This is a genomic window from Lysobacter sp. P5_B9 (assembly GCF_054049835.1).
Window position 1 is genome coordinate 954464 of record NZ_JBFULP010000001.1, and the last position, 13700, is coordinate 968163.

At 67.8% G+C, this 13700-nt stretch carries 10 protein-coding genes; 7 read left to right on the top strand and 3 right to left on the bottom strand.

All coding sequences use genetic code 11. The features are described 5' to 3' along the window. Window positions 1-3 precede the first annotated feature (3 nt). From ACXJJ9_RS04645 to ACXJJ9_RS04655, 3 genes are all read right to left on the bottom strand, one after another. Window positions 4-1764 carry a pseudouridine synthase gene (locus ACXJJ9_RS04645; protein ID WP_457096032.1) on the bottom strand — a complete coding sequence of 587 codons (1761 nt, stop codon included), beginning with the start codon at window positions 1762-1764 and terminating at the stop codon, window positions 4-6. Beyond that, window positions 1757-2662 (bottom strand): SMC-Scp complex subunit ScpB, encoded by a 906-nt coding sequence (scpB, locus tag ACXJJ9_RS04650; protein ID WP_457096033.1) that lies wholly within the window; start codon window positions 2660-2662, stop codon window positions 1757-1759. The genes ACXJJ9_RS04645 and scpB overlap by 8 nt, the downstream gene beginning before the upstream one ends. A 75-nt stretch (window positions 2663-2737) precedes the next feature. Then, window positions 2738-3679 (bottom strand): segregation and condensation protein A, encoded by a 942-nt coding sequence (locus ACXJJ9_RS04655; protein ID WP_310052396.1) that lies wholly within the window; start codon window positions 3677-3679, stop codon window positions 2738-2740. A 404-nt stretch (window positions 3680-4083) separates the two neighbouring features. Between ACXJJ9_RS04655 and ACXJJ9_RS04660 the strand changes: the two genes are divergently transcribed. From ACXJJ9_RS04660 to mtnA, 7 genes are all read left to right on the top strand, one after another. After that, a complete protein-coding gene (locus ACXJJ9_RS04660; RefSeq protein ID WP_457096034.1) occupies window positions 4084-4383 on the top strand; it encodes a YciI family protein in 300 nt (99 codons plus the stop codon). Continuing rightward, window positions 4383-4670 carry a BolA family protein gene (locus ACXJJ9_RS04665; RefSeq protein WP_457096035.1) on the top strand — a complete coding sequence of 96 codons (288 nt, stop codon included), beginning with the start codon at window positions 4383-4385 and terminating at the stop codon, window positions 4668-4670. The genes ACXJJ9_RS04660 and ACXJJ9_RS04665 overlap by 1 nt, the downstream gene beginning before the upstream one ends. Before the next feature lie 195 nt (window positions 4671-4865). Further along, window positions 4866-8369 carry a chromosome segregation protein SMC gene (gene smc, locus ACXJJ9_RS04670; protein ID WP_457096036.1) on the top strand — a complete coding sequence of 1168 codons (3504 nt, stop codon included), beginning with the start codon at window positions 4866-4868 and terminating at the stop codon, window positions 8367-8369. Window positions 8370-8398: 29 nt separating this feature from the next. Beyond that, entirely contained in the window at window positions 8399-9151 is a 753-nt protein-coding gene (gene zipA / locus ACXJJ9_RS04675; protein ID WP_457096037.1) for a cell division protein ZipA, read from the top strand. Between the two features lie 160 nt (window positions 9152-9311). Beyond that, on the top strand, window positions 9312-11402 hold the full coding sequence (gene ligA / locus ACXJJ9_RS04680; protein ID WP_457096162.1) for an NAD-dependent DNA ligase LigA: 2091 nt from the start codon (window positions 9312-9314) through the stop codon (window positions 11400-11402). Then, entirely contained in the window at window positions 11399-12373 is a 975-nt protein-coding gene (gene epmA / locus ACXJJ9_RS04685) for an EF-P lysine aminoacylase EpmA (protein ID WP_457096038.1), read from the top strand. Before ligA ends, epmA begins: the two co-directional genes overlap by 4 nt. Before the next feature lie 42 nt (window positions 12374-12415). Then, window positions 12416-13474, top strand: a complete 1059-nt coding sequence (gene mtnA, locus ACXJJ9_RS04690) for an S-methyl-5-thioribose-1-phosphate isomerase (RefSeq protein WP_457096039.1) — start codon at window positions 12416-12418, stop codon at window positions 13472-13474. The last annotated feature ends 226 nt before the right edge of the window (window positions 13475-13700 follow it).

Sequence of the window (13700 nt, forward strand, 5' to 3'; positions counted from 1 at the left end):
CGATCAACCGCCAGAATGGCGACCGCCGCCGGGACGCCCGCCACCGCGCGGACCACCAGGACGGGGGCCAGCCGGACGCGGGCCACCGGGGCCACGATTGCCACCCGGGCGATTTCCGCCGGGACCGGCAGGGCGACCGCCTGCAGGACGCGGACCGCCTCCCGCAGGACGCGGACCACCCGGGCGTCCGCCCGGACGCGGGCCGCGCGGCTTGTCGCCGTACGGATTGAAGCCGCCCGTGCCTGCATGGTCGGACGGGAAGTGCGGTGCATTGCCGGGATGGCCGTAGGGCTTGGGCGCGCGGCCCGGTCCCTGGCCACCACCGCCACCGGGGCCACGCGGACCACGCTCGCCACCGGGGCCACGCGGACCGCGTTCGCCGCCGTAGCCTTGGCCCTGGCCGCCGAAGCCGCCTTCGCGACGCGGGCCGCGGCCTTCACCCTGACCGCCGCCAAAGCCACCTTCGCGACGCGGTGCGCGATCGCCGTAACCACCACCGCCGCCACCGCCACCGCCACCGCCAGGACGCTTGTTGCCGTAAGGCTTCTGGGGGCCACGGTTTTCCGGATTGCGATGCCCGGTCGGGCCGGTCTCGACGCCTTCGGGCACGTACCAGGTACGGAACGCGGCGGGATTGCCTTCCGGCAACGGACGCGGACCCTTTTCCTTGCGCTGCTTGAACGGCTTCTGCGATTGCTTCGCCGCCATTTCGCCGCTGACGGTCAGGCCGCCGTGCGGCTTCTTGCCGCCGCGGCCACCGCGGCGGTCTTCGCGCACATGGTCGAAGCGGCGCAGTTCGCGGCCTTCGTCGGCGGTGTTGTGGCCGCTGACGTAACCCTGCGAGCGGGCGCGGCCGGTGAGGTCGATGGTCGACTTGGTCGCCTTGCGCTGGCCGATCACCGGCTGCAGCGTCAGGGCCGAAGGCGTATCGCTCTCGAGGCCGAGTTCACTGCGCAGCGCTTCGACCTTCTCGGAGGCGAGTTCCTGCGACTGGCCGCGCAGCAGTTCGCGCGGCAGCGCGACCTTGCCGTAGCGCACGCGCTTGAGGCGGCTGACCTGGCAGCCCTGCGATTCCCACAGGCGGCGCACTTCGCGGTTGCGGCCTTCCTTCACCACGACGCGGAACCAGTCGTGCCGGCTCTCCTGAGGCATGTTGCTACCGCCGACGCGTTCGATCTCGTCGAACTTGGCCGGGCCGTCTTCCAGCGCGACGCCACGGGCGAGGCGGTCGACGAGGTTGTCCGGCACCACGTCCTGGCCTTCCGGTGCGCGCACGCGGCAGACATATTCGCGGTCGACTTCGAACGAGGGATGCATCAGCGCATTGGCGAGTTCACCGTCGGTGGTGAGCAGCAGCAGGCCGGTGGTGTTGATGTCGAGGCGGCCGATCGCGATCCAGCGCGCGCCCTTGAGCATCGGCAGCGACTCGAACACGGTCGGACGCCCTTCGGGGTCTTCGCGCGTGGTCACTTCGCCTTCGGGCTTGTTGTACATCAGCACGCGGGCGGGTTCGGTCAGCGCGGTCGCGACAAAGACCTTGCCGTCGATTTCGATCTTGTCGCCGCCGGTGACGCTCTGGCCGACCGTGGCGGTTTCGCCATTGATCTTCACCAGTCCGTCGGCGATGCGCTGTTCCAGCGCGCGGCGCGAGCCGAGGCCGGCCTGCGCGAGGACCTTGTGCAGGCGCTCTTCGAGCTTGGGGGCGTCGGCGTTTTCGGCGCCGGGGCGCTTGAGGGTGAGCTTGCGGCTCTTTTCTTCAGTCATTTTTCTCTTGCTCCGACGATGCCTGCTCCGCGAGGGAGGTTTCAGCGTCGTCATCGGTCATTGGAACGGTCGTCGTCTCGACGGCGTTGTCCTGGAAGGTTTCTTCGTCCAGGAATTCGTTCTCGTCCGCCGCGCGCATTCCCGGCGCGGCTTCGGGATCGCCATCGCTGGCGTGTTCGTTGTGGTCGCCGGCCTCGCCGAGGCCTTCGATGTCGTCGTCTTCGTGCTCGTCGGCATCGAGGTCGTCGACGCCGAGGTCGTCGGCGTTGGCAGCGTCGGCTTCAACGCCGGGTTCGTGCCCGATGCCGCCGGCTTCGATCGGCGTCGGGTCGCTCATCACGTTGTCGAACTGCAGTTGCGGTTCCAGTTCGCCGATGTCCTTGAGTTCCGACAGCGGCGGCAGTTCGTCCAGGCGCTTGAGGCCGAAGTAATCGAGGAAGGCCCTGGTGGTGCCGAACAGCGCCGGCTTGCCCGGCACGTCGCGGTGGCCGACGACGCGGATCCACTCGCGCTCTTCCAGCGCCTGGATGATGTTGCTGCTGACGGCCACGCCGCGGACCTGTTCGATCTCGCCGCGGGTAATCGGCTGGCGGTAGGCGATCAGGGCGAGGGTCTCGAGCGTGGCGCGGGTGTACTTGGTCTTGCGGTCGGTCCACAGGCGCGAGACCCAGGCGTGCACGTCGGCCTTGACCTGGTAACGGAAACCGGAAGCGAGTTCGACCAGTTCCACGCCGCGTTCTTCGCAGGCATCGCGCAGGGTTTCCAGCGCGGTTTCGACGCTGTCGTTGGGCGCGGGCTGCTCCTCGGGAAACAGCGAATGCAGCTGTGCCAGCGTCAGCGGCTGGTTGGCCGCGAGGAGGGCGGCTTCGACTATGCGGGTGATGAAATTCTGATCCATGGATGCTCGGGGGCTCTGGCCTTAAGCAGCGTCCCGCGGGTGCGGGCGGTTGGGATGGGTTGTCGGTTCGTGGCGTCAGCGCGAATCGTCGTTCGCGGCCGGTGTGTCGAATTCGCTGCTCAACTCGATCTCCTCGCCTTCCTTCATCAGGGCCAGCGACTTGACGTAGATCGGCTGCAACGGGCCTTCCTGCACGATTTCCAGCAATTGCTCCTTGGCCAGCGTGAGCAGGCCGAGGAAGGTCACCACCACGCCGAGCTTGCCTTCCTCGGCGGTGAACAGCGATTCGAAGCGATGGAAGGCGCCGTCCTTCAGCGCCTCCAGCAGGTCCGCCATGCGCTGGCGGACGCTCAGCGCATCGCGCTTGATCGCGTGCTGGGTGAACAGCTCGGCACGCTTGAGCACGTCGTGCAGGGCCAGCAGCATTTCCTTCATCTCGACCGGCGGCGGCAGCTTCACCGAGGCGCGATCCGGGACGAAGGCGGTAGCCGGGGTGGTATCGCGGTCCTGGCGGGGCAGGGCATCGATGTCTTCGGCGGCCTTCTTGAAGCGTTCGTACTCCTGCAGGCGACGCACCAGTTCGGCGCGCGGGTCGTCCTCCAGGCCTTCCTCGGTCGGCGCGCGCGGCAGCAGCATGCGCGACTTGATCTCGGCCAGCATCGCGGCCATGACCAGGTATTCGGCCGCCAGCTCGAAGCGCATCTCGTGCATCGACTGGATGTACTCGACGTACTGGCGGGTGATCTCCGCCACCGGAATGTCGAGGATGTCCAGGTTCTGCCGGCGGATCAGGTACAGCAGCAGGTCCAGCGGGCCCTCGAAGGCTTCGAGGATGACCTCGAGCGCATCCGGCGGGATGTAGAGGTCCTGTGGGATCTGCAGCACCGGCTGGCCAAGCACCATCGCCAGCGGCATTTCCTGCTGCTGCGGCCGGTTGTTGCCGTTGTGGCTGTTTTCCGGCGCGGCAGGCACGCTGCCATCGCCGGTTACATCGCCGCTGTTTACGTCATCGGTCATTCGAAGCCGGCCCCTCCGGGCCCTGGCATTGGCTGGCATCGGCGGTGCTGGCAGGGGGCAAGGCCCGGTCTGCACGGCACGACCGCAAGGTGCTACGGACTGCAAAAGTCGAAAGCTGGTCCCAAGTTGCCCGAATGGACTTCAGCCTGCGCACCCGCATGGCGGGGCGATGGAGGTGAAGTGGATTGCGGGCGTGGGGCGGGAAGGCGCAGCGATGCACGTCGATGTGCGTGTGGCGACGGCGTGGGGCCCCAGTCGCGACGGCCGCTGCTTCCGGCCTCAGGTAGTTGCCGTCAAGGGTACGGGGCCGGGCAGGGCGTGTCCAGCGACTTCCGCCTCCGCGTGGGCTGCGATTTCATGCGCGGCTACAATTCCTCGACCCCGCGCACAGGAAGAATGAATACATGTGGTACGTGATCGAAGGCCACGATGGCCCGGATGTCCTGTCCAGGCGTGTCGCGGCGCGTCCGGCGCACCTCGCCCGGCTGACTGCGCTTCGCGACCAGGGTCGCCTGATGCTGGCCGGTCCCTGTCCCGCCATCGATGCCGAAGACCCGGGCCCGGCCGGCTTCAGCGGCAGTCTGGTCGTGGCCGAATTCGGCTCCCTGGAAGACGCCCGCGCCTGGGCCGACGCCGACCCTTACATCGAAGCCGGCGTTTACACGCGCGTCGACGTGCGCCCGTTCAAGCGGGTCCTCCCCTGATGCTTGCACGCGAACAGCGGGTCGATGCGATCCGCGCCGCCATCGCATCCGCCCTGGCCCCGGCGCTGCTCGAGATCGAGGACGAGAGCCACAAGCATGCCGGCCATGCCGGCGCGCGCGACGGCCGCGGCCACTTCCGCGTCGACGTGGTCAGCAGCGCCTTCGTCGGCATGTCCCCCATTGCCCGCCACCGTGCCGTTTATGCCGCCGTGGGGGAGTTGATGGCGACCGACATCCATGCCCTCGCCATCCGGGCGCGTACGCCGCAGGAAGCGGACACACCTTAGATATGCGGAACGACTTCCGCGGTTCCGTGCGCAGGCCCCTGTCACACGCAAACCGGCCCGCTATACTCGCCCACAACTCCGGCTTGTAAGTCGGGCGCCGTCTATGTGAATCAGTCACTTAGGCAAACTATTTAAACCTGTTTCAGAATCAAGTGGCGAAGCCGGCAATGGCCTCGCCCGGGGCACCCGCGCCACATGCGTCTTTCCACCATCAAGCTCTCCGGCTTCAAGTCGTTCGTCGATCCGACCACTCTGCACCTGCCGACCAACATGACCGGCGTCGTTGGTCCGAACGGTTGCGGCAAGTCCAACATCATCGATGCCGTGCGCTGGGTGATGGGCGAGAGCTCGGCCAGCCGACTGCGCGGCGACTCGCTGACCGACGTGATCTTCGCCGGTTCCTCGGCGCGCAAGCCGGTATCGCAGGCGCAGGTCGAGCTGATCTTCGACAACTCCGATCACACGATCACCGGTGAGTTCGCCGCGTTCAACGAAATCTCGGTCAAGCGCGTGGTCAGCCGCGACGGCCAGAGCCAGTACTACCTCAACGGCGCCAAGTGCCGCCGCCGCGACATCACCGACCTGTTCCTCGGCACCGGCCTGGGCCCGCGCAGCTACTCGATCATCGAGCAGGGCATGATCAGCCAGGTCATCGAGGCCAAGCCTGAAGAGTTGCGCGTCTATCTCGAGGAAGCCGCCGGCATCTCCAAGTACAAGGAGCGCCGCAAGGAAACCGAGACCCGCATCCGCCACACCCGCGAGAACCTCGACCGCCTCAACGACCTGCGCGAAGAGGTCGGCAAACAGCTCGAACACCTCAAGCGCCAGGCGCGCCAGGCCGAGCAGTACCAGGCGATCCAGGCCGAGCGCAAGGTGAAGGACGCCGAGTGGAAGGCGCTGGAGCACCGCGTCCTCGACCAGAAACTGCAGACCCAGCGCGAGAAGCTGGGCCAGCAGGAAACCCGCCTGCAGCAGTTGATCGCCGAGCAACGCGAAGCCGAGCGCGAGATCGAAACCGGCCGCGTGCGCCGCGAGGAAGCCGCGGAGAACCTCAACAAGGCCCAGGGCGCCAGCTACGAAGTCGGCGGGGCACTGGCGCGCATCGAACAGCAGATCCAGCACCAGCGCGAGATGTCCACGCGCCTGCAGCGCGCCCGCGACGAGGCGATGACGCAGCTGGCCGAGATCGCTTCGCACATCGGCAACGACCAGTCGAAGCTCGACGTGCTGAGCAACGCCATCGAGGCAGCCGAGCCGCGCCTGGAACACCTACGCGAGGAAGACATCGCCCGCCAGGACGCGCTGCGCGACGCCGAAACCAGGCTCAATGAGTGGCAGCAGCGCTGGGATACGCATACCCGTGCGCAGTCCGAAGCCGCCCGCGCCGCCGACGTCGAACGCACCCGCATCGAACACCTCGACCGCCAGTCGCTCGATGCCGATCGCCGTCGCGAATCGCTGACGACCGAGCGTGCCGGCCTCGACCTGACCGCGCTGGCGGAAGCCTTCGCCGGTATCCAGGAGCAGCACGACACCCAGAAGGAATCGCTCGACAGCCTCACCACCGAGCTGGAGACCCGCAAACACAGCCTGACGGAACTGCAGGACCAGCAGCGCGCCGCGCAGACCGAGCTCGCCGAGGTCCGCAAGCAGGCGCAGACCTCGCGTGGACGCCTGTCCTCGCTGGAAACGCTGCAGCACGCCGCGCTGGGCCAGGAGCAGGGCGCCGCGACCGAATGGCTGCGCCAGCGTGGCCTCGACAACGCGGCTCGCGTCGGCGAGAAGCTGGTCGTCGAGCCGGGTTGGGAAAACGCCGTCGAAGGCGCGCTCGGCCAGCTGATCGAAGGCGTACTGGTCGAAGCCCCCGAGGCGCTGGTCGATGCGATCGGCGATCTCGGCGAAGGCCGCCTCTCGCTGGTCGATCCGCACAACGAGGCCGTCACGTTCGCCCCGACCTCGCTGGCGTCGAAGGTGCAGGGCCCGATCGCGATCCGCCGCATCCTCGCCAAGCTGCACACCGCCGAAACCCTGGGCGAGGCGCGCGCGCTGCTGCCGCAGCTCGGCGACGGCGAGTCCGTCATCACCCGCAATGGCGAGCGCCTCGGCGCCGGCTGGGTGCGCGTGTTGCGCTCCGGTGCCGCCAAGCAGGGCGCGCTGCTGCGCGAGCGCGAGATCCAGACGCTGCGCGCGCAGATCGAAGAACTGCAGCACCGCGAGCACGAGCTCGAGCGTGGCATCACCGCCTGGCGCGATCGCCTGCTTGCCGCCGAACAGCATCGCGAAGACGCCCAGCGCGCGCTGTACATGGCCCACCGCAGCGTGTCCGAACTGGCCGGCCAGCTGCAGAGCCAGCAGGGCCGCCTCGACAACGCCCGCGGCCGCATCGAAAAGATCGATGCCGAACTCGCCCAGCTCGCCAGCTCCCTGAGCGGTTCGCGCGAACAAGCCAGTGAGGCCCGTGCGCGCCAGGAAGAGGCGGTCATGCGCATGGCCGAACTGGAAGACGTGCGCATTGCGCTCGACGCCGAACGCCGTGCGCTGTCCGATGCGCGCGAACAGGCCCGCAACATGGCGCGCGAGTCGCGCGATGCCGCGCAGGCGCTGCTGCTGTCGGTGGAAACCCAGCGCGCCCAGATCGCCGGCCTGATGCAGGGCCTCGACCGCATGGGCGGCCAGCGCGGCCAGCTTGATTCACGCCTGGGCGAACTCGCGGAGCAGCTCGCCGAGGGCGACGAGCCCGTGCACCAGCTCGACCAGCAGCGCCAGGTCGCGCTGGAACAGCGCGTCATCGTCGAACAGAACCTCGCCGCCGCGCGCACCACGCTCGACGGCATCGACAACGAACTGCGCCAGTTCGAGCAGACCCGCCACGCCCGCGACGAGCAGGCGATCTCGCAACGCGAAGCCATCGGCCAGCGCCGCCTCGAACAGCAGGCGCTGGTATTGAAGGCCGAAACGCTGAGCGCGGCGATCGTCGAGGCCGGCTTCGTGATCGAGGACGTGGTCAACACGCTGCCCGACAATGCCGATCCGTCGGCGTGGGAGAAGGTCGTCACCGACCTCGACGGCAAGCTGCGCCGCCTCGAACCGGTCAACCTGGCCGCGATCGCGGAACACGCGGAGCAGGCCCAGCGCAAGGAATACCTCGACGCGCAGGACGCGGACCTCACCATGGCACTGGAAACGCTGGAAGAGGCCATCCGCAAGATCGACCGCGAGACCCGTGGCCGCTTCAAGGACACCTTCGACCGCGTCAATTCCGGCGTGCAGGAGTTGTATCCCCGCCTGTTCGGCGGCGGCCATGCCTATCTGGAACTCACCGGCGAGGACCTGCTCGACACCGGCGTCGCGATCATGGCGCGCCCGCCGGGCAAGCGCGTGTCGAACATCTCGCTGCTGTCCGGCGGCGAGAAGGCGATGACCGCAGTCGCGCTGGTGTTCGCGATCTTCCGCCTCAATCCGGCGCCGTTCTGCCTGCTGGACGAAGTGGACGCGCCGCTCGACGAAGCCAATGTCGGCCGCTTCACCGCCATGGTCAGCGAGATGAGCGAAGCGGTACAGTTCCTGTTCGTCACGCACAACAAGGCGACGATGGAAGCCGCGCAGCAGCTCTCGGGCGTGACCATGCGCGAGCCCGGTGTCAGCCGCCTGGTGTCCGTGGACCTGGCCGAAGCCACCCGCCTGGCCGGCGCCGCGTAAATCGCGACAAAGAACGGAGACAACGCACGATGTCCGACACGACCCTGCTGCGCATCGCGATCGCCATCGCCGGACTGATCCTGATCGGCGCCATCGTATTCTTCGGCAGGCCGCGCAAGCAGGAACAGGGCAAGCGGGTCCCGCGCCCCAGCATCGCCGATGCGTTCGCGCCGCGCCCGGAACCGACGCTCAACAGTGCCAGCGGCAACGGCGAGGTCGTGGACAACTACGACGAACGCGCCACGCAGGCTGAGCTGGAGCTGGCCGCCGACGCCGCGGGCAGCGGCCAAGTCCAGGCGAGCAGCGACCTCGGCAAGCGCTCGGACGAGAGTTTCGAAAAGATCGTGACGCTGTATCTCGCGGCACGCGCCGGCGCGAAGCTGCATGGCCCGGACATCGTGGTTGCCGCGGAAAAAGCGGGGCTGTCCTATGGACACATGGGCGTGTTCCACCGCCTCATCGACAACCATCCCGAGCGTGGACCGGTCTTCAGCGTCGCCAACATCATGAAGCCGGGCAGCTTCGACATGACCAACATCCAGGCCATGGAAACCCCGGCCATCGCGTTCTTCCTCACCCTGCCGGCACCCACGGCCGCGCTGGACGCATGGGAGACCATGTTGCCGACGGCACAGCGCATGGCCGAACTGCTCGACGGCGTAGTGCTCGACGAGTCGCGCAATGCGCTCGGCCGCCAACGCATCGCCCATATCCGCGACGAGTTGCGGGCCTGGGACCGCCAGCGCGAAGTGCCGCCGCTGACCAGGCCCGGGCGCTGGTAATACTTCGAACCAGGCATCGCGGCAGCCGGTCTGGGCGGTCGATTTCCCCGCCGTAGGACGTCCGTCCCTGAGATTTTTTGCTGTCCGCAAACAGCGGGTCCACAAGGCTGCGCACTACTGCGCACTACAATCGGGGGATCGCCGCACCATCGAGCGCAGGATCCACGTGAGCCAAGGCCCCGCCCGCCGCATTGCCGAACTGCGCCAGCAGATCGAAGACGCCAACTACCGCTATTACGTCCTTGACGATCCGAGCATTCCGGACAGCGAGTACGACCGCCTGCTGCGCGAGTTGCAGGCGCTGGAAGTCGAGCATCCCGAGCTGGCCTCGACCGACTCGCCGACGCAGCGCGTAGGCAACGCCCCGTCGGCGAAGTTCGCCGAAGTCCGCCACGCGGTGCCGATGCTGTCGCTGGCCAATGCCTTCAGTCCCGAGGAAATCCACGAGTTCGTCGCCCGAATCGGCAAGGAAACCGGCGATTTCGAGCCGATGTTTTCCGCCGAGCCCAAGCTCGACGGCCTGGCCATCAGCCTGCGTTACGAGCATGGGCAGTTCGTGCGCGGTGCCACGCGCGGCGACGGTGCCACCGGCGAGGACGTCACCGCCAACCTGCGCACGGTGCGTGCGATTCCGCTGAAGCTGCGCGGCAAGGCGCCCGCCGTGCTCGAAGTGCGCGGCGAGGTCTACATGCCCAAGGCCGCCTTCGAGCGCTACAACGAGTGGGCGCGGGCGAACGGCGAAAAAACACTGGCCAATCCCCGCAACGGCGCCGCCGGTTCGCTGCGCCAGCTCGACCCGCGCGTGACTGCGCAGCGGCCGCTCGCGTTCTTCGCCTATTCGCTGGGCGAAGTGGAAGGCCTGAAGCTACCGCCCACGCATTCGCAGACGCTCGCCCTGTTGCGCGAGTTCGGGCTGCCGGTGAGTCCGCAGGTCACCACGGCGCGTGGCGCCGGAGGCCTGCTCGAATACTTCGAGCACATCGGCCAGCAGCGCGACGATTTGCCCTACGACATCGACGGCGTGGTCTACAAGCTGGATCGCTACGACCAGCAACGCGCCATGGGGTTCGTCTCGCGCGCGCCGCGCTGGGCGATCGCGCACAAGTATCCGGCGCAGGAAGAAGCCACCACCGTCGAATCGATCGAGGTCAACGTGGGCCGCACCGGCGCGGTGACGCCGTGGGTGCTGATGAATCCGGTGCACGTCGGCGGCGTCACGGTAACGCGCGCCACGCTGCACAACGCCGACCAGGTTGCGCGCCTGGACGTGCGCAAGGGCGACGTGGTGATCATCCGCCGGGCCGGCGACGTGATTCCCGAAGTCGTGCGCGTGATCGAGGAACGGCGCCCGCGCGACAAGCAGGGCAATCCGCTGCATCCGCCGTTCGTGATGCCGTCGCAATGCCCCGCTTGCGGGTCGGCGGTCGAGCGGGAGGAAGGCGAAGTGGTCGCACGTTGCACCGGTGGGCTGTTCTGCCCGGCGCAACGCATCCAGGCGCTGTTCCACTTCGCATCGCGCCGCGCCATGGACATCGAGGGCCTCGGCGAGCGCTTCATCACGGCGCTGGTCGAGTTAGATCATGTGCACACCGTTGCCGACCTCTACAAGCTGACGCTCGATGATTTCCTCGAGATGAAGCGCCGCGCCGACGAGCGCGATGGCATCACCCCGGAGACCGTGAAGGCCGGCAAGGTGGCAACGCGCTGGGCGGAAAACCTGATTGCCGCCATCGATGCGAGCCGCAACACCACGCTGGAACGCCTGCTGTATGCACTGGGCATCCGCGATGTGGGCGAGTCCACCGCCAAGACTTTGGCCAAACACTTCGGCGCGCTCGCTCCGATCATGGAGGCCGATGTGGAAACGCTGAGGCACGTGCCGGACGTCGGTCCCGTCGTCGCGGCGCGCATCGCCCATTTCTTCGCCGAGTCGCACAACCGCGAAGTCATCGCCGCACTCGGCGCCAATGGCGTGCACTGGAAGGAAGGCGCACCGCAACGCGCCTCCGAAGGGCCCTTGTCCGGCCAGACCGTCGTGCTGACCGGCGGCTTGGAGGCGATGTCGCGTGATGAAGCCGGAGCCAGGCTGGAAGCCCTCGGGGCGAAGGTGTCAGGCAGCGTGTCGAAGAAGACCTCGTTCGTCGTCGCCGGTGAAGCGGCGGGTTCCAAGCTCGCCAAAGCGCAGGAACTCGGCATCGAGATCTGGGACGAAGCGAAATTGCTCGCCTTTCTCGCCGGGAACGGACAGTGACCCGCGACTGGGAGCCATCGGCTTCGTTTGCGGCCCTGCGCCTGCGTGCGCGCCTGAACGCCGCCATCCGCGGATTTTTTGCCGAACGCGAGGTGCTCGAAGTCGAGACGCCGGTGTTGTCGCGCGCCGGCAATACCGATCCGAACATCGCCTCGTTCTCGCTCGAATTCAGTGGCCGCACCGATGGAGCGCCGCGCGGGCGCTGGCTGCGCACGTCGCCGGAATACCCGCTCAAGCGGCTGCTGGCTGCGGGCCTGGGCGACTGTTACGAACTCGGCCGCGTCTTCCGCGATGGCGAAGCCGGTGGCCGCCACAACCCCGAGTTCACCATGCTCGAGTGGTATCGGGTCGGCTGGGACCATCGCCGGCTGATCGAGGAAGCGGCGGCGGTGGTCAACACCGCGCTGGCGCTGGTGGGACGCAACGCGGAGTTGACGCAGGTGAGCTACCACGATCTGTATCGACAGCAGCTGCGCGTGGACCCCGCAACGGCGAGCGAAGCCGAACTGCGCGAGGCATTGGGTGATGTCGTGATCGACCCGCAGGGCCTGACCCGCGACGACTGGCTCGACCTGCTCATGACGCACCGCCTGCAACCTGCGTTTCCCGCCGACCAGCTGCTGGCGCTGTACGACTATCCGGCCTCGCAATGCGCACTTGCCCGCATCCGCGCTGGTGATCCGCCCGTAGCCGAGCGCTTCGAGCTGTACCTCGGTCCGCTGGAGATCGCGAACGGCTACCACGAGCTCGCCGATGCCGCGGAGCAGGGGACGCGCTTCGACCATGACCTGCGGCGGCGCGTGCAACGCGGCGATGCGCAGCCACCGCGCGATGAGCGCTTGCTGGCGGCGCTGGATTCCGGTTTCCCCGCTTGTGCCGGCGTTGCACTCGGAGTCGATCGCCTGATGATGGCCATGCTCGGTACGACGCGCATTGCCGATGTCCTGGCGTTCGACTTCGGCCGCGCGTAGTCGCCCGGCGGCTGTTGCATCCGCAGGGCATACAATTGCCCCATGGACAACACCATCGACTTCGACCGCTACGACCGCATCCGTCCCATCCGCTGGACCGGCGACGCCCTGGAGCTGCTCGACCAGCGCAAGCTGCCGTTCCACACGGAATACGTGCGCTGCGAAACCAGCGACGACGTCGCCGCCGCCATCCATTCGCTGACCGTGCGCGGTGCGCCGGCGATCGGCATCGCGGCTGCGTGGGGCGTGGTGCTCGCGGGCATGAAGATCGAAGCCGCCGACGGTGCGGAAGCCGCGCGCAAGCTCGAGGCGCCGATGCAGCGTCTCAACGACGCACGTCCAACCGCCGTGAACCTCGCCTGGGCGCTGGCACGCATGGGTCGGGCATTGGGCGCGGCGGGTCCGGACTGGCGCGATGTGAGCGTGCGTGAAGCGCAGGCGATCAACGATGAGGACCTGGCCGCCAACCGCCGCATGGGTGCGCTCGGCGCGGCCCTGATCGCGCCCGAAAGCGGCGTGCTCACCCACTGCAATACCGGCTCGCTCGCCACCGCCGGTTTCGGTACCGCGCTGGGCGTCATCCGCGCAGGCGTCGCCCAGGGCCGGATCGGCCGGGTATACGCCGGCGAGACCCGCCCATGGCTGCAGGGGGCCCGCCTGACGGTGTGGGAACTGCAGCAGGACGGCATCCAGCCGACCCTGATCGCCGATGCCGCGGCGTCGCACCTGATGAAGACGGGCGCCGTGCAATGGGTGGTCGTCGGCGCCGACCGTATCTGCGCCAATGGCGACACCGCCAACAAGATCGGGACCTACCAGCTGGCCATTGCCGCCCGCCACCATGGGGTGAAGTTCATGGTCGCCGCGCCGTCCTCCACGGTCGACATGGCCACGCCGTCCGGCGACGCCATCCACATCGAGGAGCGCGACCCGGGCGAGATGTTCGCCATCGGCGGCGTGCGCACGGCGGCACACGACATCGGCGCCTGGAACCCTGTTTTCGACGTCACCCCGCACGAGCTGATCGATGCGATTGTGACCGAAAAGGGGGTTGTCGAGCGTCCGGACGAAGCCGCCATGAAGGCCGCGTTCGGCGCCTGACCCGGCGCCGTCCCGCCGGTCCTGCGACTGGCCGGCGGGGCGGGTTCAAAACGGCTTCCGAAAATGCGCGTAAGTGCCTGTTTCTGCGTGGGAATCAGGGGCCCTTGAAAGGCCGATCCGTGCTAAGATTTCACGTCTTTTGAAGCCGCCCTGAGCGAGCCGCAAAACCCGCCCGCTCGGGCATGGTTTTGCCTCGCCTCCTGGCCCGATGCAAACGCACCCATAC